Origin of the sequence: Pseudomonas sp. R3-18-08 (assembly GCF_003852065.1) — a bacterium.
Classification (GTDB): domain Bacteria; phylum Pseudomonadota; class Gammaproteobacteria; order Pseudomonadales; family Pseudomonadaceae; genus Aquipseudomonas.
On record NZ_CP027729.1, the window covers coordinates 3290998 to 3312170 of the forward strand.

The window sequence follows — 21173 nt, forward strand, 5'->3', positions numbered from 1 at the left end:
CGAATTTCCTCAGGTCAGACAGACAGGCTGTAGCGGCTCAAATTGGCCAGCAGGTACGGGTCGTGGGCAATCGGGCCACGGCGCCCCGCGTCGCCCAGGGCATGGCGCAGGAACGTCTGGGTGCGCTCGTTGGCCGGGTTCTGGAAGATGTGTGCGGCGCTGCCATGCTCGACAATCATCCCGTGTTCGGTGAAGTACACGACATCGCTGATCTCTTCGGCGAAGCGCATTTCGTGGGTGACCAGCACGCACGTCATGCCCTCTTCGGTGAGTTCGCGGATCACCGTCAGCACTTCGCCGACGGTTTCCGGGTCGAGCGCCGAGGTCACTTCATCGAACAGGATCAGCTCCGGGCGCATCGCCAGGGCGCGCGCAATCGCCACGCGCTGTTGCTGGCCGCCGGACAATTGGCCGGGGTAGGCATCGGCCTTGTGCTCCATGCGCACTTTGGCCAGCAGCGCCCGCGCGTCTTTTTCCGCCTCGGCGCGGTTGCGCCCGAGCACCTTGCGCGGCGCGATCACCAGGTTTTCCAGCACCGACAGGTGCGGAAACAGGTTGTACTGCTGGAACACAAAGCCGACGCGCTTGCGCAGCTCGATGCGCTGGGCTTCCTGGGCCAGGGTGTCGACCTGGGTCTGGCCCACGCGGATGCTGCCGCGCTGGGGCTGCAGCAGCCCGGTGATGCAGCGCAGGATCGTGGACTTGCCCGAGCCCGACGGGCCGATGATCGACACCGCCTGGCCGCGCAGCACCTCAAGATCGATGCCCTTGAGCACCGGGTTGGCGCCGAACGACAGGTGCACATCCCGCAGGCTCACCAAGGGTTCAATAGAAGGCATAACGGCGCTCCAGGTGTTGGGTGAGACGGGAGATCGGGTAGCAATAGGCGAAGAACAGCACCAACAGGCTCAGGTAGATCACCACCGTGAAGCCGGTCATGTTCACCGTGTTGCTGGCGATCTGCGCGGTATCGATCACGTCATGCACGCCCACCAGCGAGGCCAGCGCGGTGCCCATGGTGACCACGGCATAAAGGTTCATCCAGGGCGGCAACATGCGCTTGAAGCACTGCGGCAGGATGATCGAGCGGAACAACTGGCCACGGGTGAAGGCCAGCGAGCGCGCAGCTTCCCACTGGGTGCTGGGGATCGAACCGATGGCGCCGCGAAAGATCTCCGCCACGTTGGCGCTGGCCGGCAGCGCCAGGCCGAGGGTGACCTTGACCCAATCGGGGAACGACACGTAGCTGTTGCCAATGTGGATTTCGAACGGAAACACGTAGGTGGTGAAATAGATCAGCACCAGCCACGGCGCATTGCGAAACACCTGCACCCACAGCCGTGCGACAAACCCCAGGGGCGACAGCGCCAGTGCGCCAATCAACAGGCCCAGCACCGAGCCGATGGCAATCGCCAGCAGGCTGATCAGAATGTTCTGGCCGAAACCGGCCAGCAGCGCCGGCGACCATTGCAGCAAGGCCGACAGCACCGCAAATGAATCAGTGGCCATAGCCGGGCATCCTCAGGCGCGCTTCGAGCCAGCGCCCCACACAATTGACGATAAAGCTCAGCAGGCCGAAAAAGCCGAGGATCAGGATCATCAGCTCCAGCACGTTGTCGCTCTGGGTCCAGATCATGATCGCCGCGTAGGTGATGTCGCCCACCGCGATGGCCGAGGCCACGGCAGTCATCTTCACCAGGTCGATCAGGTTGTTGATCAGCGACGGCAAGGCAAAGCGCAGCGCCAGCGGCAGTTGCACATTCCACAGCAGTTGGCGGCGGCTGAAGGCCAGGGAACTGGCGGCCTCCAGCGTCACCGCGGGCACCGCCTCGATGCCGGCGCGCAAGGCCTCGGCATGGAACGCGCCCTTGTGCAGGGAAATCACGATCACCACCCAGGCGAACGGCGTCAGCGGGTTGGCCGCGCCGACCGCCTGGGTCAGCAGCATGTTCAGCACCAGGAACGCGCAGTACAGCTGCACCAGGGTGGGCGTATTGCGTGTGACTTCGATAAATACCCGCGCAGGCCTGGCCAACCACGGGTTGCCCGAGGTGAGCATCGCCGCCAGGCCGATGCCCGCCAGCAGACTGCCGATGACCGTGAACAGGCACAGCAAACCCGTGGTCAACGCCCCCTGGACCAGGGAGCCGCGCTGGTAGGCATCGAGCAGAAAGCTGTAGTTCAGGCCAATACCGGCGGCCCAGTGCACGAACACTTCCATCATCGCAACTGCTCGCAGGCGTTGGCGATACGCCGTCCGGCCTCGACAACGCTGTCGGTCGCCGTGGCAATGGACAGGCGAAACCACGGCGACAGGCCATAGGCGCTGCCCGCCACCGCCGCCACGCCCTGTTCCAGCAGCCAGGCGACCACATCAGCGTCGTCGTCCAGGCGCAGGCCATCCGGGCGCAAGCGTCCCAGCAGCCCGGCGCAGCGCACAAACACGAAGAAACCGCCTTGGGGCTCGAGCACGTCAAGGCCGTCGACCTGCCTCAACGCCTGGACCAGCCTGTCCCGACGCACTTGATAAGTGGCGACCTGTTCCGCGAGAAAATCCAGTCCGCCGGAATACGCCGCCAACGCGGCGGCCTGGCCCACCGATGACGCACCGGAGGTGGATTGCGACTGCACCACCGTCATGGCGTCGGTGAGCGTTTGCGGTCCGGCGCCGAAGCCGATACGCCAGCCAGTCATGGCGTAGGTCTTGGACACGCCGCCCACCAGCAGGCAACGCGTCTGCAGGTCCGGGGCGACATTCAACAGGCTCTGCGCCGGGCGGCCGTCGAAACGAATATGTTCATACAGTTCATCCAGCAGGATCAGCACTTGGGGATGGCGGCGCAACACCTCGGCCAGCGCCGTCAGCTCGGCCTGGCTGTACACCGCGCCACTGGGGTTGCCCGGACTGTTGAGAATCAACCAGCGCGTGCGCGGGGTGAGATGCTGTTCCAGTTGGGCCGGCAGCAACTTGCAGCCTTGCTCCAGGCCGCATTCGATCAACACCGGCTCGCCGCCGTTGAAACGCACGCTGTCCGGGAACGACGGCCAGTAAGGCGTCGGCACCAGCACCTCGTCGCCATCATCCAGCGTGGCGGCGAAGGCATTGAAGATGATCTGCTTGGCGCCATTGGCGATCACGATGCCGGCCAGCGGGTAGTCCAGGCGGTTTTCAGCAGCGAGCTTGCGCTGTACCGCCAGCCGCAACGCCTTCACCCCCGGCGTCGGCGTGTACTTGGTCGCGCCGGCGGCGATGGCGGCATAGGCGGCCTGCTTGACCGGCTCCGGGGTGTCGAAATCCGGCTCGCCGGTGGTGAGATCGAGAATGTCGCGCCCAGCCTCGCGCAACTCGGTGGCGCGGGATTTGGCGGCGGCGTTGGCGGACAGCGACACCCGCTGCACGCGCCGAGACAGGCGTACGCTCATGGCTGCACCTCGAGAACTTTTCCGGGATTGAGCAGGTTGTGCGGGTCGAGCGCCTGCTTGATGCGGCGCATCAGGTCCAGCTCTACCGCGCTTTTGTAGCGCCCCAGCAAGCCGACCTTACGCTGGCCGATGCCATGCTCGGCGCTGATCGAGCCGCCGTGGGCGTGGGCGCTGTCGTGCACCAGGGCGCTCAATTGCGCGTAGTGCGCCATGTGCGCCTCCACCGTCGAACCCAGCGGATGCGCCACGTTGTAATGCAGGTTGCCGTCGCCCAGATGGCCGAAGGTGAAGTGGCGCACGCCGGGAAAGTGCTGCTGCAACAAGGCATCGGTCTGGGCCACGAACGCCACCACCTGGGAAATCGGCACCGAGATATCGTGCTTCATGTTGCGCCCGGCGCGTTTCTGCGCCTCGCTCATGTTTTCGCGCAGCAACCATAGGGCCTGGCTCTGCGCCAGGCTCTCGGCGATCAGCGCATCACTGATCAATCGCTGTTCGAAGGCCTCCCCCAAGACGTGTTCGAAGGCTTCGCGGGCATGGCTTTCGCCGTGGTTGTCGGACAGTTCGATCAGGGCGAACCAGGGTTGGCGCGCGCTCTTGAACGGCTGCGGGCCTTGGGGGAACTGCTCGCGCAGCAGCGCTAGGCAATCGGCAGAGAGCAATTCGAAGGCAGTCAGGTTCGCGCCGAAGCCGGCACGGGCATGGGACAGGAAGGCGACGGCCTGGGCCAGTTCATCGAACGCCAGCAGCGCCGTGGCCTGGGCCAAGGGCTGCGGGAACAGCTTCAAGGTGGCGGCGGTGATAATGCCAAGGGTGCCCTCGCTGCCGATGTAGAGGTCGCGCAGGTCGTAGCCGGTGTTGTCCTTGCGCAAACCGCGCAGGCCATGCCAGATCTCGCCTTCGGCCGTCACCACTTCCAGCCCCAGGGTCAGCTCGCGGGTATTGCCGTAGCGCAGCACCGCCGTGCCACCGGCATTGGTGCCGAGGTTGCCACCGAGGGTGCAACTGCCTTCGGCGCCCAGGCTCAGGGGAAACAGGCGGCCGGCCGCACGCGCCGTGGCCTGGACGTCGTGCAGGATGCAGCCGGCTTCCACGGTCAGGGTGTCGTTGTCGGTATCGACATCGCGCACGCGGTTCATCCGGTCCAGCAACAGCAATACCGAGCGCCCGCTGGCATCCGGCGTGGCGCCGGCCATCAGCCCTGTGTTACCGCCCTGCACCACAATCGGCGCCTTCAATGCCACGCAGGCACGCACCACCGCCGCCACTTCTTCAGTGTTGGCCGGGTGCACCGCCGCGACGACCTGGCCGGTGTAGCGCCCCTGCTTGTCGGTCAGGTACTGCGCCGCCTGCGCGCTGCTCTGCACATGGGCGTTGCCGAGCAGTTGCTGCAGGGTGGCGAACAGCGCATCACTCATGGCTGTACTGCTCGTGCAAATCGCGCAGGGCCTGGGACGGCGCCATGCCGGTGCGCTCGCCCAGGGCAATCAGGAAGCCGCTTTTATGCCAGCCCTTCACGATGGCATCGAGCCGGGCCTGGGTGTCGTGCTCGCCCTTGCGAATCCAGATCACCGAGTTGGAGGGAATCAGGTCACCCGGCAGCGGTATCTCATAACCGGCCCACTCGGCGTCGCCGAGCAAGGCGTGCATGGTCGGGCTGACGTGCACTGCCGCCACGCACCCATTGCCGCGCAACGACAGCAGCGATTCGGACTGGCTGCGGAACGCCTTGATCTGCGCGCCGTAGGTGTCTTGCAACGGCTTGATGAAGTTGCTGCCCTGGGACACGCACACAGGCTTGTCCTTGAGGTCGGCCCACTGCTTGATGCCCGCACCTTTGCGAATCAACGCCGCGCCGCCGACTTCTTCGTACGGCGTGGGCACGTAGTCGAGGATCTCGGCGCGCTCTTCGGTGAACTGCATATTGGCGATCAGAATGTCGACCTTGCCCTGCTGCAGGAACTGCACACGATTGGGCGCCAGCACCGAAACGGTCTTGGCCTCGACGCCCAGCGCCTGGCCGACGGCCTTGGCCAGTTCGACGTTGTAACCCAGGTGCTCGCCGGTCTTGGGGTCGAGGGTGCCGAACGGCGGGCCGCTGAGGATCACCCCGACGCTGATGGCGTGGCGCTGGCCGATCTTGTCGAGGGTGGCGTCGGCATGGGCCACGCCTGCGCACAGGGCCAGGCCGAGCGCGAGGAGGCTTTTGAACGGCATGTCAGGCCCCCTTGAACTGTTGCTGCAACTCCACCAGCGCCGGCGAGGCCGGGCTGATGCGGTTGCGGGTCTGGGCTTCAATCAGCCAGCCGATGCCGTGCAGTCGCTTGATGATCGGGTCGAGCCTGGCCTGGGTGTCGCTTTCGCCGCGACGGGTCCAGATCACCGATGGCGCCGGGTTGAGTTCCGGGCCGATGACGCGGTAGTCCTGCCATTCGGCGCTGTCGTTGATCAGCGGGTTGATCAGGGTGGCGTCATGCACCGCCGCGACGCAGTTGTTACCGCGCAGGGCCAGCAGCGATTCGGAGGAGCTTTTGAACGCCTTGATCTGCGCGCCGGATTCGGTCAGAGGCTTGACGTAGCTGCTGCCCTGGGAGGTGCACACCGGCTGGTCCTTGAGGTCTTCCCAGCGCGCGATCTTGCTGCTCTTGAGTACGGCTGCGGCGCCGCCGACGCGGTAGAACGGAGTAGGCACAAACCCGAGGATTTCGCCGCGCTCGGCGGTCCATTCCATGTTCGCGATCAGCAGATCAACCTTGCCCTGCTGCAGGAACTGCACACGGTTGGCGGGCAGTACCGGCACCAGTTGCACCTGGGCCTGAAGCTGGCGGCCCAATTCGTTGGCCAGGTCCACGTTCAAGCCCTTGGGCTGTTGCGTCGTCGGGTCGATGCTGCCGAACGGCCCGCCGGACAACAGCACGCCCACCACCAGCACATGGCGCTGCTTGATCTTGTCCAGGGTCGCATCGGCCTGCGCCGCCACGCTGGCGCCCAGGGCGATCATCGACCCGAGAGCCACCGGCAACCATTTCTTCAACTTCATTGGATTTCCCCTGGCGAATGATCGGCGTAGCCCCGACCTGATGGAGGGGCATGCTAGGGAGAGTGGGCGGGCAACGGAAATGCAAATATCTCATATCGTTATAACTTTCCTTTGAGGCGCCACCTTCGATTGCGCAATAAGCCATGCTTTGCTGGACTGAATAAAAACAGGCTTCCCCCAAACATAAAAAAATGTAATGTTTAACTTCACACCGTTGATATAAAACCGCCTCCGGAACCGGCCATGTCGACCCTCGACCTAGAACTGTTGCGCACCTTTATCGCCGTGGTCGATCACCACAGCTTCGCCGAAGCCGGCCTGCACCTTGCCCGCACCCAATCTTCCGTGACCCAGCATATGCAGCGCCTGGAGCAGCAGGTGGGGGTCAGCCTGTTCGAGAAGCGCGGGCGGCAAAAGCAACTGACCGAGCCCGGCCTGCAGTTGCTGCGCCATGCGCGCCAGATGCTGTCGTTGAATGACGAGGTGCTGAATTCCCTGCGTGAAAGCAGCCTGAGCGGCGTGTTGCGTATCGGCTCGCCGCACGACATTGCCGATACCATCCTGCCGCCGATCCTCAGCCACATCGCCCGCTCGGCGCCGCGCCTGCGCCTGGAAATCGATGTGGGGCGCAGCCCGTTCCTGATGGACGACCTGCACCGAGGCAAGGTCGACATGGTCATTTCCACCCGCTCCGACCCCACCCTGGAAGGGTTTGCCTTGCGCACCTCGCCGGTCTGGTGGATTTGCTCGGCGCAGTACATTCACCAGCCCAGCGAGCCGTTGCCATTGATTCTGGTGGATGAGCCGAGCATTTACCGGCGCTATGCGCTGGAGGCGCTGGAGCGGGCCAATATTGCCTGGCGCCAGGCGTACCTGGCGTCGAACCTGATCGGGATCAAGGCGGCGACCCGTGCCGGGCTGGGGGTGACGCCGCGCAGCATGGAGATGCTTGGCCCGGACATGCGCGTATTGGGCGAAACGGACGGGCTGCCGCGCCTGCCGGAGGTGACGTATTACCTCTGGATCCGCCCGAACACGGCCAACCCGATTGCCAGGAAAGCCTATGACTTGATTCGTGGGAGCCAGGGCTTGTAAACACGCTGCTGGCAACTGGATGTTATCCCGTTAGAATCACCGCCCTATCCTGCCCGCCTTCCTGATACGAGCCCCTCCATGAGCTTTGATTTCGACACGATCCACCCACGCCTCGGCACCGGCAGCACCAAGTGGAACCGCTACCCGCAAGACGTCTTGCCGATGTGGATCGCCGACATGGACATCGCCGCCCCACCCGCCATCCTTCAGGCGTTGCATGCGCGCCTCGACCAGCAGGTGCTCGGCTACAGCGTCGCTGGCCCGGATGTGCGCGAGGCGATCATCGCCGACCTGTGGGCCAAGTACGCCTGGCGCGTGCAACCGGATGAACTGCTGTTCCTGCCGGGCGTCGAGCCGGGTTTCAATATGGCCTTGCACGCGTTTGTCCAGCCAGGCCAGCCGGTGGTGCTGCAAACCCCCAACTACCGGCCGATTCGCCTGGCGCCCGGGCACTGGAATTTGCCACGCATCGAAGTAGCGTTCGAGTGGATCGAGGGCGAATACCGCACGCCCCTGCCGGCGCTGCGCCAGGCAGTGAGCGGCGCCGGTGCGCTGCTGTTGAGCAACCCGCACAACCCCATCGGCAAAGTCTTCCCTCATGCAGAACTGCTGGCCGTGGCCAATGCCTGCCTGGAAAGCGGTGCGCTGATCATCTCCGATGAAATCCACGCCGAACTGTGCTTTGACGGCCGTCGGCATATCCCGATTGCCAGCCTCAGCGAAGAGATTGCCCAGCGCACCATCACGCTGATGTCGGCGAGCAAGGCCTATAACGTGGCCGGCCTGAAGACCTGTTTCGCCGTGGTGCAGAATGCCGAAATCCGCGAGCGTTTCAACCAGGCCCGTTGCGGCATGGTCGACAGCGTCAGCCCCCTGGGCCTGGAAGCTACCCGCGCCGCCTACAGCCAATGCGGCGCCTGGCTCGACGCGCTGAAGCACTACCTGCAAGCCAACCGTGATTACCTGCTCGATGCCGTGCACACCCGCCTGCCCGGCGTGGTGATGCATGCACCACAAGGCACCTTCCTGGCCTGGCTCGATTGCAGCGCCCTGGGCCTGGAAGACCCGCAGCAGTTCTTCCTGGAACAGGCCAAGGTCGGGTTGAGCGCCGGCATTGAGTTCGGCGATGACAGCCGGCAGTTCGTTCGCCTGAACTTCGGCTGCCCACGGTCGATGCTGGAAGAAGGCCTGCAGCGCATGGAACGCAGCCTGAAAAACCGCTGAATGGGCTGGAACCGCGAAAGGCTTTTTCAGCACTCAAGGGAATTCCCTTGTGCGGCTGAACCTTCCCGGAGCTTTGCGCCCTATGCTGTCGACACGCCCTGCAACCAACGGCCCTGTGCAATTCACAGAATCATTCAAGCCGAACCCGTCACCGCGCGAACCTGCACCGACGGGCTCGGCTCTAAAGGCCGCTGCCTCCTCCGCATCGCATCGATTGATGCGCTTTGTGGGGCTGAAACATCCTCTGGCTAACCCACCCGGCACGCGTTCAGACATCAAGACTGTGGAGGTTGAAATGGGCCGGTCAGTCTCTTTGAATGGAGGCCACGACCCGCTCGCTACCCGCGGGTTGTCGGACTGCTCGGCGCTGGCAGTGCTCACCGGCTGGAACGGATCCACCTACCAGAATCGCACCTTGATGCATCTTACCGGCAGCAATCTGGAACTGGGCCTGAATCCGGGAAATAGCGATACTCGAGCATTGATGCACAGATTGCAGGCATCGCTGGACAAGAACAGTCATGTGATCCTGGTAGCCGGGGTGAATTCAAGTTCCCTGCAAGGCATGGCAACGACCATCGGGCAAACCCTGCACGGCGAGCAGCCGCTACGGGAGCTGCTCGACGGCCGCTCAGGCGCGGCAGTGACCCTGGCCAGTTCCACCGGCATCACTATCAATGCCGATGGCACCTTCAAATTGCTCGACGGACCCGGTAAAGGGGTACTCAGTCGCGAAGACGTCGCCAGCGTGTTTGATCGCGTCGATTGAAAGCGCCCGCCTGAGGCTTTTTAAAGCTTGGCGATCGACACTTCGGTGGATTTCACAAAGGCAATCACTTCACTGCCCACCTTCAACTCCAGGTCACGCACCGAGCGGGTGGTGATCACCGAAGTGACGATGCCGGACGCGGTTTGCACGTCGATCTCCGACACCACTTCACCCAGCAGGATTTCCTTGATCACGCCCTTGAACTGGTTGCGCACATTGATCGCTTTAATGGTCATGTCGGCTTTCCTTTTGGCTGTTGAGTCAATCCGCACGAATGCGCAGGCACTCAAAATGCGCTTTCGGAAAGAACAATAAAAGGAATATATAACTCTTTATTTATTCGATATAGATATATACAAACTGTTGCCCAGCCAACAGCACTTCAACAATCTGTCTGCATCCGCCACAGCCTCCACTCGGCACACACGCGCAAACACGCGTCAACGCAGATGGCACAGAGACTGCATATTCCTGAAAAGCATGATGAAATATGCAAACTAATTTTCTGAATATAAGAAAACTCTAAACGCCCACGTGCCCGGAGCTGTTCCATGAAACCCTTCGCCCAACGCTTACTTGGCGCATGCGCCCTCGCCTTGTGCCTGCAACCGCTGGCCCAGGCCGCCGACACCGATCCGGCAAAAGTCAATCTCGACTACGCCTACTACTCGCCCGTCAGCCTGGTGCTCAAGCATTTTGGTTGGCTTGAACAAGCCTTGCCGAATTCCAAGGTAGGCTGGGTATTGAGCCAGGGCAGTAACCGTTCGCTGGAATACCTCAACAGCGGCGGCGTGGATTTCGCCTCTTCCGCCAGTTTGTCCGCGGTGCTGAGCCGGGCCAACGGCAGCCCGATCAAATCGGTGTATGTGTACAGCCGCGCCGAGTGGACGGCCCTGGTGGTGCGCAAGGATTCGCCTTTCAACAGCGTCACCGACCTCAAGGGCAAGAAAATCGCCGCTACCAAAGGCACCGACCCCTACCTGTTCACCCTGCGCAGCCTGCAACAGGCCGGGCTGAACAAGGACGATGTGGAACTGGTGCACCTGCAGCATCCGGACGGCCGCACCGCCCTGGAAAAAGGTGACGTTGACGCCTGGGCCGGCCTCGACCCGCATATGGCCGCCAGCCAAATCCAAGCCGGTTCGCGCCTGCTGTATCGCAACAAGGACTTCAACAGCTACGGCGTGGTCAGCGTCACCGAGCAGTTCGCCAAGGCGCATCCGCAGACCATCACCACGGTACTGGGCGCCTATGAAAAGGCCCGGGACTGGGCGATAAAGCACCCGGATGAGTTCGCCAAGCTGCTCGCCGATGAATCCGGCCTGCCGTTGGAAGTGGCCAAGTTGCAGCTGTCGCGTACCGACCTGAGCACGCCGTTCTTGAGCAGCAAGGATGTGCTCGCCTCCAAGGCCGCCGCGCCGATCCTGGTGTCCGAAGAGCTGGTGCGCAAAGGGGTGAACGTGGACCAGGTGATCGACCAGTTGCTCGACACCTCGTTCGGCCGCTAAGGAGCGCGTGATGACCAGCAAAACCCAAGCCCTGCCACTCGCCCCGCCACGGCCGATCAAGCGCAGCGCCTGGCCGCAACGGCTCAAGGGCCTGGTGGTGCCAGTACTGATCCTGCTGGTGCTGGAGGCGGTGGTGCGCGTGGGCTGGCTGCCGTCGTACCAGATGCCGGCGCCCAGCGAGATCGCCGTGACCCTGGCGGACCTCGCCGAAGGCGCCCTGTGGAAACACATCAGCGCCAGCCTGGTGCGGGTGCTGCTGGGTTTTGCCATTGGTGCGAGCCTGGCCTTGGTATTCGCCGCCTGGGTGGGCTTGAGCCGCGAAGCCGAGGCCTATCTGGAGCCGACCTTCGCCGGGTTGCGCTCGATTCCGAGCCTGGCCTGGGTGCCATTGCTGCTGCTGTGGCTGGGCATCGACGAGACCTCCAAGATCGTGCTGATCGCGATTGGCGCGTTCTTCCCGGTGTACCTCAATGGCGTTGCGGCCATCCGCGATATCGATCGCAAGCTGGTGGAAGTCGGGCAAATGTATGGGTTCAATCGGCGCCGCCTGGTACGTCGCATTCTCTTACCGGCGGCCCTGCCCGGCCTGTTTACCGGCTTGCGCAGCGGCCTGAGCCTGGCCTGGATGTTTCTGGTGGCGGCCGAGTTGATCGCGGCCACCAAAGGGCTGGGTTACCTGCTCAGCGATGGGCGGGAAACCTCGCGGCCGGATATCGTGCTGGCGGCGATCATCGTGCTGGCGCTGCTCGGCAAGGTCAGCGATGGCCTGCTTGCGGCACTGGAAAAGCGCTGCCTGGCCTGGCGCGACACCTTCCAGGGAGCCGGACAATGAGTGTGCAACCGCTGCTGAACATTCACGTTGTGCGCAAAAGCTTCGACAGCGCCACCGTCTTGAACGATGTGCGCCTGGCCTTGCAACCGCGCGAAGCCGTGAGCCTGCTGGGCCCCAGCGGGTGCGGCAAAAGCACCTTGTTGCGCATTGTCGCGGGACTGGACAACGACTATCAGGGCGAACTGCGCAGCCCCAACGGCGAGGTGGCCTTCGTGTTCCAGGAACCACGGTTGATGCCCTGGCTTACGGTGGAGCAAAACATCGGATTCAGCGCGGACAATCACTACGACAAGGCCTGGGTCACGCAGTTGATCGAAGAAGTCGGCCTCACGGGTTTTGCCCAGGCGCTGCCCAAGGCGTTGTCCGGCGGCATGGCGCAACGGGTCGCGATCGCACGTGGCCTGTATTCACGGCCGCAGGTGTTGCTGCTGGATGAACCGTTCAGCGCCGTGGATGCGTTCACGCGCATGAAGCTGCAGGACCTGCTGCTGCAACTGGCCGAACACCATGCCATCGCCTTGCTGCTGGTGACCCATGATGTGGACGAGGCGCTGTACCTCAGCGACCGGGTATTGGTGATGGGCAATCGGCCCAGCAGCATTCGCCAGGTGCTGGCGGTGGATTTGCCGCACCCGCGGGACCGGCGCGATCCGTCGCTGGCTCGGCTCAAGGCGCTGTGCCTGACCGAGCTGCAACACGCCCACGTCATCTGAGTTTTCCCTTCCAGCGGTCAACGCCCAGGCTCCGACTTGCGCGTTGACCATCGCCGCCACACACCATATAGTGTGCCCACAAACAGAACGGACCACTATATAGTGTGCAGCCTCGGTAATTTCCGACCACACTATGCGCCGTATTTCAATGCCTTGAAGCCTGCAAACCGCATATTTTTGGACGGTTCCACGCACCGTCAAAACAGATCAGGAAGGAGTATTTCGATGCTGAGTTGGGATGAAGTCGACAGCGAAGACAGCGTTGCCCCCGTGATCAAAGGCGCCAACGCCGGCCACGCCACCGAAGCCAACATGGACCGCCTCGACGGTGCCGGCGCTGCTGCCGCCATCGAAGCCCGCGCCGTCACCGCCAATGACTCCGCCGCCATCGTGCGCGCCAAGGCCGCCCTGGACAAACTCGACGTCGCCGAAGGCCTCGCCGAACTCGAAGGCGCCTCCGCCCGCGTCGCCGTTGACGAAAAACGCATGATCAACTGCCGCGCCGACCTCAACCAACTCGTGCCTTTCAAGTACGACTGGGCCTGGCAGAAATACCTCGACGGCTGCGCCAACCACTGGATGCCGCAAGAGGTCAACATGACCGCCGACATCGCCCTGTGGAAAGACCCCGAAGGCCTGACCGACGACGAACGCCGCATCGTCATGCGCAACCTCGGCTTCTTCTCCACCGCCGACTCCCTGGTTGCGAACAACCTGGTGCTGGCCGTATACCGCCTGATCACCAACCCGGAGTGCCGCCAGTACATCCTGCGCCAGGCCTTCGAAGAAGCGATCCACACCCACGCCTACCAGTACTGCATCGAATCGTTGGCCATGGATGAAGGCGAGATCTTCAACATGTACCACGAGATTCCATCGGTGGCCAAAAAGGCCGCCTGGGGCCTGAAATACACCCGTTCGATCTCCGATCCGAAGTTCGAAACCGGCACCGTCGACACCGACAAGGAACTGCTGCGCAACCTGGTCGCCTACTACTGCGTGCTGGAAGGCATCTTCTTCTATTGCGGCTTCACCCAGATCCTTTCCATGGGCCGCCGCAACAAAATGACCGGTGTGGCCGAGCAGTTCCAGTACATCCTGCGCGACGAGTCGATGCACCTGAACTTCGGTATCGATGTGATCAACCAGATCAAAATCGAAAACCCGCACCTGTGGGATGCCGAGATGAAGGAAGAAGCGACCCAGATGATTTTGCAGGGGACCCAGCTGGAGATCGAATATGCGCGCGATACCATGCCGCGTGGCGTGCTCGGCATGAATGCGGCGATGATGGAGGATTACCTCAAGTTCATCGCTAACCGTCGTTTGTCGCAGATTGGGTTGAAGGAAGAGTATCCAGGGACGACGAATCCGTTTCCGTGGATGAGCGAGATCATGGACTTGAAGAAAGAGAAGAATTTCTTTGAGACCCGTGTGATCGAGTATCAGACCGGCGGCGCGTTGAGCTGGGATTGATTTAACAGCACAGATCCAACATGTGGGAGGGGGCTTGCTCCCGATAGCGGTGTATCAGTCACAGCTGCTTTAACTGAACCACTGCTATCGGGAGCAAGCCCCCTCCCACATTGAGAACGAAATTGCCCTTTATGCCCAACCAAACCATCAAGACGCCCTGTGTAGGCCTGTGTTCCACCGTCTACGGTGACCTGGTCTGTCGGGGCTGCAAGCGTTACCACCACGAAGTGATCCAGTGGAACGGCTATAACGCCGAGGAAAAACACGCGGTGTGGCTGCGCCTCGAGCAGTTGTTGGTGCAGGTCATGGCCAGCAAGCTGGAAGTCTTCGACCCGCAGCGTCTGCGCCAACAACTGGAAGACCGCAAGATTCGCTTCATGCCGCAACAGTCGCCGTATTGCTGGGCATACCAGCTGATTGCGCGGGGTGCGCGGGTGATGTCGAAGCTGGACGCCTATGGGTTGGCGTTGCTGCCGGAGTTTCGTGAACGTAGCCTCACGGACCTGCGCGATGCGATTGACCGGGAGTTTTTCCTGTTGTCCGAGGCGCATTACGAGCGCTATATCGCGCCGGTTTTTCTGCGCGATTCCTTTGGTCCAGCCCTGATCGCCACGCTCTGATGCGCATTTGTGTTTAAAATGCCGCCCGCTCAACGACTGACGCTCAACGATGACCCCAGACGCACTCTCTACCCTGCACGCCCATCTGCTCACCGCCCTGGCCGGCGCTCCGGCTGAAACCCGGCGCCTGTTTCACGGCCGTGGCCGCTGCTGGCCGGGCCTTGAGCAGGTGACGGTGGACTGGCTGCAAGGCGTGGTGCTGGTAGCGCTGTTCAAGGAAACCGAGCATCTGCAGGCCTTGAAGCAGCAGTTGTTGCAGATCGACTGGGCCGGCTTCGGCGCCCATACCGTGGCGCTGCAACACCGCTACCTGCCGCAAAGCGCCACCGAGTGGCTGGTGGGCGAGGCAATCGATGAGCTGACCATCACCGAAGGCGGCCTGCGTTACCTGATCGACCTGGGTAAAAAGCAGAACAGCGGCCTGTTCCTCGACATGCGTTACGGGCGCAACTGGGTGCGCGAGCAAGCCAGGGGCCAGCGCGTGCTTAATCTGTTTGCCTACACCTGCGGATTCTCCGTGGCCGCGATCGAAGGCGGCGCCGACCACGTGGTGAACCTGGACATGGCCCGTGGCGCCCTGAGCCGTGGCCGTGACAACCATCGTCTGAATGGGCACGACTTGAGCAAAGTAAGCTTTCTGGGCCACGACCTGTTCAAGTCCTGGGCCAAAGTCACCAACAGCGGCCCCTATGACCTGGTGATCATCGACCCGCCCTCCTTTCAGAAAGGCAGCTTTCTGTTGACCAAGGATTACCAGCGCGTACTGCGCCGCCTGCCGGATTTGCTCACGGCCCAGGGCACGGTGCTGGCGTGCATGAACGATCCGGCCTTTGGCGAAGACTTCCTGATCGACGGCGTCACCCGCGAGGCACCGGGCCTGCGCTTTGTAGAACGCCTGGCAAACCCACCGGAATTCCCGGATATCGACCCGCAAAGCGGGTTGAAGGCGCTGGTGTTTCGCCAAGGCTGATGCCGAAAAGTCCTACGCTTGCTACGCTAAGCCATACGCCGGGCGGTGAACCTTATCCCTGCCTTCCCGGTCGATACCTGCATTCCCCGGCCAGACTCGACAGCGTTACGCTGTCGGCTGCCCCGTTTGACCCTTTGGAGAACCGCCCGTGATATCGACCCTGCATGTAGCCAGAATCAAAGCCTGGGGCGCCCACGGCTTTACCGCCACCGGTGTGGTACTGGCATTCCTGGCCACCCTGGCGCTGCTGGAAAACTCCCCCAAGGCCTGCTTGCTGTGGCTGGGCCTGGCATTGGTGGTGGATGGCGTCGACGGCTCCCTGGCGCGACGGGTCAATGTCAGCACGGTATTGCCCAGCTTTGACGGCTCGGTATTGGACCTGGTGATCGATTACCTCACCTACGTATTCATCCCCGCGCTGTTTATCTACCGCTATATCGACCTGCCGGACTTCACCCACCTGTTTGCGGTGTCGGTGATCCTGGTGTCGTCGCTGTTCTGCTTCTGCAACGTCAACATGAAGAGCAAGGACAACTATTTCGTCGGCTTCCCGGCGGCATGGAACGTGGTGGCCTTGTGTGTATACATCATCCAGCCCGACGCCTGGATCACCTTGCTCACTGTAATCGGCCTGGCGCTGCTGACCGTGACGCCGATGAAGTTCCTGCACCCGTTCCGGGTCAAGCGGTTCATGCCGATCAATATCGCGGTAACCACGATCTGGCTGCTATGCAGCTTCCTGATGGTGGTGGATTATCCGAACACCAACCCGTGGACGTTCGGGTTATGGTCGCTGATGTCGGCGTACTTCCTGGGTATTTGCATCTGGCGTACGGCGCTGGAGTGGATGGGCACCCATAAATAGCCAGGCGAACACAGTAAAATGTGGGAGGGGGCTTGCTCCCGATAGCGGAGGATCAGTCAGCTTATTTGTCACTGACAGACCGCCATCGGGAGCAAGCCCCCTCCCACATTTGGTTATGCCCACATCCGGCAGGTAAGATGGCGGGCCTGCGTGCCCACCCAACAATAAGCCCTGCCCATGCCCTTAGAACTCAGCGTTGACCTGACCACCCTCGCCATTCTCGCCGTCGTGGCTTTTATCGCCGGTTTCATCGACGCCATCGCCGGCGGGGGTGGCTTGCTTACCACCCCTGCCCTGTTGACTGCCGGCATGCCGCCGCACCTGGTGCTGGGCACCAATAAACTCAGTTCCACCTTTGGCTCGGCCACCGCCAGCTTCACGTTCTACCGCCGCAAGCTGTTCCACCCGCGCCAGTGGGTGCATGCCATCGTCGGTACCTTGATCGGCGCGCTGACCGGCGCTGTGGTCGCGCACTATTTGCCCGCCGAGACCCTGAACAAGATGCTGCCGGTGATCGTGTTCGCCTGCGGGGTGTACCTGCTGTTCGGCGGCACGCCCAAGGCACCGCTGGACGCCGAGGCGCCGATCAAGAAGAAATGGCAGGCTACCCAGGGCTTCGGCCTGGGCTTCTACGACGGCGTGGCCGGGCCCGGGACCGGTGCGTTCTGGACCGTGAGCACCATGCTGCTGCACCCGATCGACCTGGTGAAGGCCAGCGGCGTGGCGCGCAGCATGAACTTCGTCAGCAATGCGGCGGCGCTGACGGTGTTTATCATCAACGGCTCGGTGGACTGGGTGGTCGGCCTGGCGATGGGCGTCTCGGTGATGGGCGGCGCGTTCTTTGGCGCGCGCAGCGCAATCAGCGGCGGCGCCAAGTTCATTCGCCCGGTATTCATCACCGTGGTGCTCGGCCTGACGGTGCGCCTAGCCTGGCAGCACTGGTTCAGCGTGGCCTAAGCGACGGGCCACATACAGGTCGATCAGGTAACGCGCAATCGAGCGTGACGCCGGCAGCGGCGGCAGGTCGTGGATGTTGAACCACTGCGCATCTTCGATCTCGTCGGCCTGGGGCACGATGTCGCCACCGGCATACTCGGCATGGAAACCCAGCATCATCGAATGCGGGAACGGCCAGCACTGGCTGCCCATGTATTGCAGGTTCTTCACCTCGAGCTGCACTTCTTCGCGCACTTCGCGGATCAAACAGTCTTCGGCCGACTCACCCGGCTCGGCAAAGCCGGCCAGGGTGCTGTAGACACCGGTGACAAAGCGTGGCGAGCGCGCTAGCAGTACCTCATCGCCCCGGGTCACCAGCACGATCATGCTCGGCGAAATTCGCGGATAGCTGCGCAGGTCGCAGGGTTGGCAGTACATCGCGCGCTCCCGTGGCACCTGGACCATGGCCTGGCCGCAACTGCCGCAGAACCGATGCTCGCGCGCCCAGGTGCCAATCTGCGCGGCATAGCCCAGCACTTTGTACAGGGTGTGATCGCCTTGCAGCATAAAGCCGCGCAGGCCTTGCCAGCTGCAACCCGGTACTTCTCCTGCACTGTCGAGTTCCAGCAGGTACACCGGCTCGCCATCGAGGTGGCCGATGCCGTGTTCGGCAAACACCGACAGGTCCTGGCGCTTGAGCCACTCCCGAGGGAACAGAGGCCCATTGGCATCCTGCAAAAAGCCGTCGCGGCTGCGGGCGACGGCCCAGCCGCCTGCGGCGTCATTGTCCAGCAGCGTTGTGGTAATCCAGCCTGGGGTCATATTGATCAATCCAAGAATTCGGGTGCCTGCTTGCTCATATGGGCGGCGATGGCCACGCGCAGGTCGTTGGATTGCAACATAGCCGAGTTCCAGGTGGCAACGTATTCCAAGCCGTCGTTGAGGGTATGGTCGCGCATATAGCTGATCATGGCCTTGGTACCGGCCACGGCAATCGGCGACTTGGCGGCGATTTCATGGGCAATGGCCATGACCCCGGCCAACAGGCTTTGCTGGTCGGCAAACACGCGATTGACCAGGCCGATGCTGCGCGCCTCCTCGGCTCCGAACTGACGACCGGTGTAGGCCAGTTCGCGCAACATACCGTCGCCGACGATGCGGGGCAGGCGTTGCAAGGTGCCGACGTCGGCGGCCATGCCCATGTCGATTTCCTTGATCGAGAACTGCGCGTCCTCGGCGGCGTAGCGCATGTCGCAGGCGCTGATCAGGTCAATGGCGCCGCCGATGCAGTAGCCGTGGATCGCGGCCAGTACCGGCTTGCGGCAGTTGTCGACCGCATTGAACGAGGCTTGCAGCCCGAGGATCTTGCGCCGCAGCAGACGCGCATTGCGGCCCACATCCTTGCCCAACTCATTGGCCACCGAGGCCAGCAGCATCAGGTCGATACCGGAAGAAAAATGCTTGCCGGCACCACTGAGCACCACGGCACGCACAGCATCGGTGTCGTCGACCCATTGGAAGATCTCGATGATTTCGCTCCAGAACGCCGCGTTCATCGCGTTGATCTTTTCCGGGCGATTGATCTGCACATGGGCAACGTTGCCGCTGAGTTCCACAACGAACGCTTGGTATTCGGACATGGCCGTGATCCCTGACTGGCGAGTGATAAGGCCCGAACTATAACAAGGGCAGGCAACGGCGCATCGGCCAAAAGCGGGACTGGCAAAAAACCTTGCCAGGCGCCATCCTTGGCGCTTTAAGCCGCCCCTGTGGCGTTCGACGTTTGAAGGATATGCCCCATGCACGCCCAGCCGCTCACTCCCGCCGATTTCGACCTGATTGAAGAAACCCTGCTCAAGTACGGCGACGACCATTCGGTGCTCAACGTCGCCGAACTCGACGGCTACTTCACCGCGCTGGTATCGAGCCCGACGCAGGTGGATATCGCCGAGTGGTTTCCGGCCATCTGGGGTGGGCAGAACCCGGACTGGGAAAGCCCCGAAGAGGCCGGGCAGGTCCTGGACCTGTGTGTACGCCACTTCAATACGCTGGCGGCGCAACTGGCCGGCAATTCCAAGGCGTTCAAGGCGCTGTTCGACGAGAAAGAACACCAGGGCCAGGTTGTGACCCTCGCCGAAGAATGGTGCTTCGGCTATATCCGTGGCGCGGCCATCGGCAACTGGCCGCCGCTGCCCGCCGAACTGGCCACTCAGTTCGAGAGAATCTCCTGGTGCGCCGAGCAGGATAATTTCGAATTGCCGGCGGACCTGGATGTGCAGGCCCATCAGCAGCGGGTCAGCGAAATCGAACCGGCGGCGCGGGCGCTGCACGATTACTGGCTGAGCAAGCGCTAAATCTCGACAAGCACCGCACCTTTGGCCGATTATTCGGGTCCGCCCCGTCGGCCACTCCATGCCACCTCGCCTTGATCAGGAGCCTTGTCCCTTGAGTTCGCAGAAAACCGTGACCGTTACCCCGCCCAACTTTCCTCTCAATGGCAAGGTCGCGCCCCCCGGCTCCAAATCCATAACCAACCGCGCCCTGCTGCTGGCGGCCCTGGCCAAGGGCACCAGCCGCTTGAGCGGCGCCCTCAAGAGCGACGACACCCGTCACATGTCGGTGGCCCTGCGGCAGATGGGCGTGACCATCGACGAGCCGGACGACACCACCTTCGTGGTCACCGGCCAGGGCAAACTGCAATTGCCGGCGCAACCGCTGTTCCTCGGCAATGCCGGCACCGCCATGCGCTTTCTCACCGCTGCCGTGGCGACCGTGCACGGCACCGTGGTGCTGGACGGCGACGAGTACATGCAAAAGCGCCCGATCGGGCCGCTGCTCGCCACCCTCGGCCAGAACGGCATCCAGGTCGACAGCCCGACCGGCTGCCCACCGGTGACCGTGCACGGCGTGGGCAAGGTCCAGGCCAAGCGTTTCGAGATCGATGGCGGCCTGTCCAGCCAGTATGTCTCGGCGCTGCTGATGCTCGCGGCATGCGGCGAAGCACCGATTGAAGTCGCCCTGACCGGCAAGGACATCGGCGCCCGTGGCTATGTGGACCTGACGCTGGACTGCATGCGTGCCTTCGGCGCCCAGGTGGAAGCCGTCGACGACACCACCTGGCGCGTGGCCCCGACCGGTTACACCGCCCATGATTACCTGATCGAACCCGACGCCTCCGCAGCCACCTACCTGTGGGCCGCAGAGGTATTGACCGGCGGCCGTATCGACATCGGTGTCGCCGCCGAGGCGTTCACCCAGCCGGACGCCAAGGCCCAGGCGGTGATCGCCCAGTTCCCGAACATGCAGGCAACGGTGGTGGGCTCGCAAATGCAGGACGCCATCCCGACCCTGGCGGTGCTCGCCGCGTTCAACAATACCCCGGTGCGTTTCACGGAACTGGCCAACCTGCGCGTCAAGGAATGTGACCGCGTGCAGGCGCTGCACGATGGCCTCAACGCAATCCGGCCGGGCCTGGCGACCATCGAGGGCGACGATCTGCTGGTTGCGGCTGACCCAGCCCTGGCCGGCACGTCCTGCAACGCCTTGATCGATACCCACGCCGACCATCGCATCGCCATGTGCTTTGCCCTGGCCGGGCTGAAAGTCGCGGGCATTCGCATCCAGGACCCGGACTGCGTGGCCAAGACCTACCCTGGGTACTGGAAAGCCCTGGGCAGCCTTGGCGTAACGCTAAGCTACTAA

23 protein-coding genes are annotated in these 21173 nt (G+C 62.7%); 13 read left to right on the forward strand and 10 right to left on the reverse strand.

All coding sequences use genetic code 11. The features are described 5' to 3' along the window. Positions 1-14 precede the first annotated feature (14 nt). From C4J92_RS15005 to C4J92_RS15035, 7 genes are read right to left on the reverse strand one after another with little or no spacing between them, the layout of a single operon-like run. On the reverse strand, positions 15-839 hold the full coding sequence (locus tag C4J92_RS15005) for an amino acid ABC transporter ATP-binding protein (RefSeq protein ID WP_124404422.1): 825 nt from the start codon (positions 837-839) through the stop codon (positions 15-17). Next, positions 826-1509, reverse strand: a complete 684-nt coding sequence (locus C4J92_RS15010) for an amino acid ABC transporter permease (protein WP_124363138.1) — start codon at positions 1507-1509, stop codon at positions 826-828. Before C4J92_RS15010 ends, C4J92_RS15005 begins: the two co-directional genes overlap by 14 nt. Beyond that, positions 1499-2224 carry an amino acid ABC transporter permease gene (locus C4J92_RS15015; RefSeq protein ID WP_124404423.1) on the reverse strand — a complete coding sequence of 242 codons (726 nt, stop codon included), beginning with the start codon at positions 2222-2224 and terminating at the stop codon, positions 1499-1501. Before C4J92_RS15015 ends, C4J92_RS15010 begins: the two co-directional genes overlap by 11 nt. Continuing rightward, entirely contained in the window at positions 2221-3423 is a 1203-nt protein-coding gene (locus C4J92_RS15020; RefSeq protein WP_124404424.1) for an aminotransferase class I/II-fold pyridoxal phosphate-dependent enzyme, read from the reverse strand. The genes C4J92_RS15015 and C4J92_RS15020 overlap by 4 nt, the downstream gene beginning before the upstream one ends. Further along, positions 3420-4841 (reverse strand): FAD-binding oxidoreductase, encoded by a 1422-nt coding sequence (locus C4J92_RS15025; RefSeq protein WP_124404425.1) that lies wholly within the window; start codon positions 4839-4841, stop codon positions 3420-3422. The genes C4J92_RS15020 and C4J92_RS15025 overlap by 4 nt, the downstream gene beginning before the upstream one ends. Beyond that, complete coding sequence (locus C4J92_RS15030; RefSeq protein WP_124404426.1) at positions 4834-5640, reverse strand: transporter substrate-binding domain-containing protein; 807 nt, start codon at positions 5638-5640, stop codon at positions 4834-4836. The genes C4J92_RS15025 and C4J92_RS15030 overlap by 8 nt, the downstream gene beginning before the upstream one ends. Position 5641: 1 nt before the next feature. Beyond that, positions 5642-6463: a transporter substrate-binding domain-containing protein gene (locus C4J92_RS15035; RefSeq protein WP_124404427.1), complete on the reverse strand. Its 822-nt coding sequence runs from the start codon at positions 6461-6463 to the stop codon at positions 5642-5644. Between the two features lie 243 nt (positions 6464-6706). Between C4J92_RS15035 and C4J92_RS15040 the strand changes: the two genes are divergently transcribed. The 3 genes from C4J92_RS15040 to C4J92_RS15050 all read left to right on the forward strand — a co-directional run bounded on the left by C4J92_RS15040 (position 6707) and on the right by C4J92_RS15050 (position 9551). Next, positions 6707-7558: a LysR substrate-binding domain-containing protein gene (locus C4J92_RS15040; protein ID WP_124363144.1), complete on the forward strand. Its 852-nt coding sequence runs from the start codon at positions 6707-6709 to the stop codon at positions 7556-7558. Positions 7559-7636: 78 nt separating this feature from the next. Further along, the gene (locus tag C4J92_RS15045; protein ID WP_124404428.1) at positions 7637-8782 is read left to right on the forward strand and encodes a MalY/PatB family protein; all 1146 of its coding nucleotides are present in this window, start codon (positions 7637-7639) and stop codon (positions 8780-8782) included. Positions 8783-9077: 295 nt separating this feature from the next. Beyond that, positions 9078-9551, forward strand: coding sequence for a hypothetical protein (locus C4J92_RS15050; protein WP_124404429.1), 474 nt, complete (start codon positions 9078-9080; stop codon positions 9549-9551). 20 nt (positions 9552-9571) lie between these two features. Here C4J92_RS15050 and C4J92_RS15055 read toward each other — a convergent pair whose 3' ends face one another. Next, a complete protein-coding gene (locus C4J92_RS15055; RefSeq protein WP_003173733.1) occupies positions 9572-9787 on the reverse strand; it encodes a molybdopterin-binding protein in 216 nt (71 codons plus the stop codon). 315 nt (positions 9788-10102) lie between these two features. Between C4J92_RS15055 and C4J92_RS15060 the strand changes: the two genes are divergently transcribed. The 8 genes from C4J92_RS15060 to C4J92_RS15095 all read left to right on the forward strand — a co-directional run bounded on the left by C4J92_RS15060 (position 10103) and on the right by C4J92_RS15095 (position 17492). Then, positions 10103-11059, forward strand: coding sequence for an aliphatic sulfonate ABC transporter substrate-binding protein (locus C4J92_RS15060; protein ID WP_124404430.1), 957 nt, complete (start codon positions 10103-10105; stop codon positions 11057-11059). 10 nt (positions 11060-11069) lie between these two features. Continuing rightward, positions 11070-11891 carry an ABC transporter permease gene (locus tag C4J92_RS15065; RefSeq protein WP_124404431.1) on the forward strand — a complete coding sequence of 274 codons (822 nt, stop codon included), beginning with the start codon at positions 11070-11072 and terminating at the stop codon, positions 11889-11891. Then, positions 11888-12604, forward strand: a complete 717-nt coding sequence (locus tag C4J92_RS15070; protein ID WP_124404432.1) for an ABC transporter ATP-binding protein — start codon at positions 11888-11890, stop codon at positions 12602-12604. The genes C4J92_RS15065 and C4J92_RS15070 overlap by 4 nt, the downstream gene beginning before the upstream one ends. A 225-nt stretch (positions 12605-12829) precedes the next feature. Further along, positions 12830-14080 (forward strand): ribonucleotide-diphosphate reductase subunit beta, encoded by a 1251-nt coding sequence (locus C4J92_RS15075; RefSeq protein WP_124367292.1) that lies wholly within the window; start codon positions 12830-12832, stop codon positions 14078-14080. Between the two features lie 131 nt (positions 14081-14211). After that, positions 14212-14700 (forward strand): DUF1289 domain-containing protein, encoded by a 489-nt coding sequence (locus tag C4J92_RS15080; protein ID WP_124404433.1) that lies wholly within the window; start codon positions 14212-14214, stop codon positions 14698-14700. Between the two features lie 49 nt (positions 14701-14749). Continuing rightward, positions 14750-15670, forward strand: coding sequence for a class I SAM-dependent methyltransferase (locus tag C4J92_RS15085; RefSeq protein WP_124404434.1), 921 nt, complete (start codon positions 14750-14752; stop codon positions 15668-15670). 148 nt (positions 15671-15818) lie between these two features. Next, entirely contained in the window at positions 15819-16535 is a 717-nt protein-coding gene (gene pcsA, locus C4J92_RS15090; RefSeq protein ID WP_124363153.1) for a phosphatidylcholine synthase, read from the forward strand. A gap of 177 nt (positions 16536-16712) precedes the next feature. Further along, positions 16713-17492, forward strand: coding sequence for a TSUP family transporter (locus tag C4J92_RS15095; RefSeq protein WP_124404435.1), 780 nt, complete (start codon positions 16713-16715; stop codon positions 17490-17492). On the opposite strand, the gene nudC is transcribed toward C4J92_RS15095, so the two are convergent. Both nudC and C4J92_RS15105 read right to left on the reverse strand, forming a co-directional pair. Continuing rightward, positions 17460-18293, reverse strand: coding sequence for an NAD(+) diphosphatase (nudC, locus tag C4J92_RS15100; protein ID WP_124370951.1), 834 nt, complete (start codon positions 18291-18293; stop codon positions 17460-17462). The two genes, C4J92_RS15095 and nudC, sit on opposite strands and share 33 nt — an antisense overlap. 5 nt (positions 18294-18298) lie before the next feature. After that, the gene (locus C4J92_RS15105) at positions 18299-19111 is read right to left on the reverse strand and encodes a crotonase/enoyl-CoA hydratase family protein (protein WP_124404436.1); all 813 of its coding nucleotides are present in this window, start codon (positions 19109-19111) and stop codon (positions 18299-18301) included. Between the two features lie 159 nt (positions 19112-19270). On the opposite strand from C4J92_RS15105, the gene C4J92_RS15110 reads away from it, so the two are divergent. Both C4J92_RS15110 and C4J92_RS15115 read left to right on the forward strand, forming a co-directional pair. Continuing rightward, a complete protein-coding gene (locus tag C4J92_RS15110; protein ID WP_124404437.1) occupies positions 19271-19825 on the forward strand; it encodes a UPF0149 family protein in 555 nt (184 codons plus the stop codon). Between the two features lie 91 nt (positions 19826-19916). Further along, positions 19917-21173 (forward strand): 3-phosphoshikimate 1-carboxyvinyltransferase, encoded by a 1257-nt coding sequence (locus C4J92_RS15115; RefSeq protein ID WP_124404438.1) that lies wholly within the window; start codon positions 19917-19919, stop codon positions 21171-21173.

Excerpts from the sequence above, each read along its gene's own strand:
- C4J92_RS15005 (WP_124404422.1), bottom strand. The coding sequence starts at position 839 with ATGCCTTCTATTGAACCCTTGGTGAGCCTGCGGGATGTGCACCTGTCG.
- C4J92_RS15010 (WP_124363138.1), bottom strand. The coding sequence starts at position 1,509 with ATGGCCACTGATTCATTTGCGGTGCTGTCGGCCTTGCTGCAATGGTCG.
- C4J92_RS15015 (WP_124404423.1), bottom strand. The coding sequence starts at position 2,224 with ATGATGGAAGTGTTCGTGCACTGGGCCGCCGGTATTGGCCTGAACTAC.
- C4J92_RS15020 (WP_124404424.1), bottom strand. The coding sequence starts at position 3,423 with ATGAGCGTACGCCTGTCTCGGCGCGTGCAGCGGGTGTCGCTGTCCGCC.
- C4J92_RS15025 (WP_124404425.1), bottom strand. The coding sequence starts at position 4,841 with ATGAGTGATGCGCTGTTCGCCACCCTGCAGCAACTGCTCGGCAACGCC.
- C4J92_RS15030 (WP_124404426.1), bottom strand. The coding sequence starts at position 5,640 with ATGCCGTTCAAAAGCCTCCTCGCGCTCGGCCTGGCCCTGTGCGCAGGC.
- C4J92_RS15035 (WP_124404427.1), bottom strand. The coding sequence starts at position 6,463 with ATGAAGTTGAAGAAATGGTTGCCGGTGGCTCTCGGGTCGATGATCGCC.
- C4J92_RS15040 (WP_124363144.1), top strand. The coding sequence starts at position 6,707 with ATGTCGACCCTCGACCTAGAACTGTTGCGCACCTTTATCGCCGTGGTC.
- C4J92_RS15045 (WP_124404428.1), top strand. The coding sequence starts at position 7,637 with ATGAGCTTTGATTTCGACACGATCCACCCACGCCTCGGCACCGGCAGC.
- C4J92_RS15050 (WP_124404429.1), top strand. The coding sequence starts at position 9,078 with ATGGGCCGGTCAGTCTCTTTGAATGGAGGCCACGACCCGCTCGCTACC.
- C4J92_RS15055 (WP_003173733.1), bottom strand. The coding sequence starts at position 9,787 with ATGACCATTAAAGCGATCAATGTGCGCAACCAGTTCAAGGGCGTGATC.
- C4J92_RS15060 (WP_124404430.1), top strand. The coding sequence starts at position 10,103 with ATGAAACCCTTCGCCCAACGCTTACTTGGCGCATGCGCCCTCGCCTTG.
- C4J92_RS15065 (WP_124404431.1), top strand. The coding sequence starts at position 11,070 with ATGACCAGCAAAACCCAAGCCCTGCCACTCGCCCCGCCACGGCCGATC.
- C4J92_RS15070 (WP_124404432.1), top strand. The coding sequence starts at position 11,888 with ATGAGTGTGCAACCGCTGCTGAACATTCACGTTGTGCGCAAAAGCTTC.
- C4J92_RS15075 (WP_124367292.1), top strand. The coding sequence starts at position 12,830 with ATGCTGAGTTGGGATGAAGTCGACAGCGAAGACAGCGTTGCCCCCGTG.
- C4J92_RS15080 (WP_124404433.1), top strand. The coding sequence starts at position 14,212 with ATGCCCAACCAAACCATCAAGACGCCCTGTGTAGGCCTGTGTTCCACC.
- C4J92_RS15085 (WP_124404434.1), top strand. The coding sequence starts at position 14,750 with ATGACCCCAGACGCACTCTCTACCCTGCACGCCCATCTGCTCACCGCC.
- C4J92_RS15095 (WP_124404435.1), top strand. The coding sequence starts at position 16,713 with ATGCCCTTAGAACTCAGCGTTGACCTGACCACCCTCGCCATTCTCGCC.
- nudC (WP_124370951.1), bottom strand. The coding sequence starts at position 18,293 with ATGACCCCAGGCTGGATTACCACAACGCTGCTGGACAATGACGCCGCA.
- C4J92_RS15105 (WP_124404436.1), bottom strand. The coding sequence starts at position 19,111 with ATGTCCGAATACCAAGCGTTCGTTGTGGAACTCAGCGGCAACGTTGCC.
- C4J92_RS15110 (WP_124404437.1), top strand. The coding sequence starts at position 19,271 with ATGCACGCCCAGCCGCTCACTCCCGCCGATTTCGACCTGATTGAAGAA.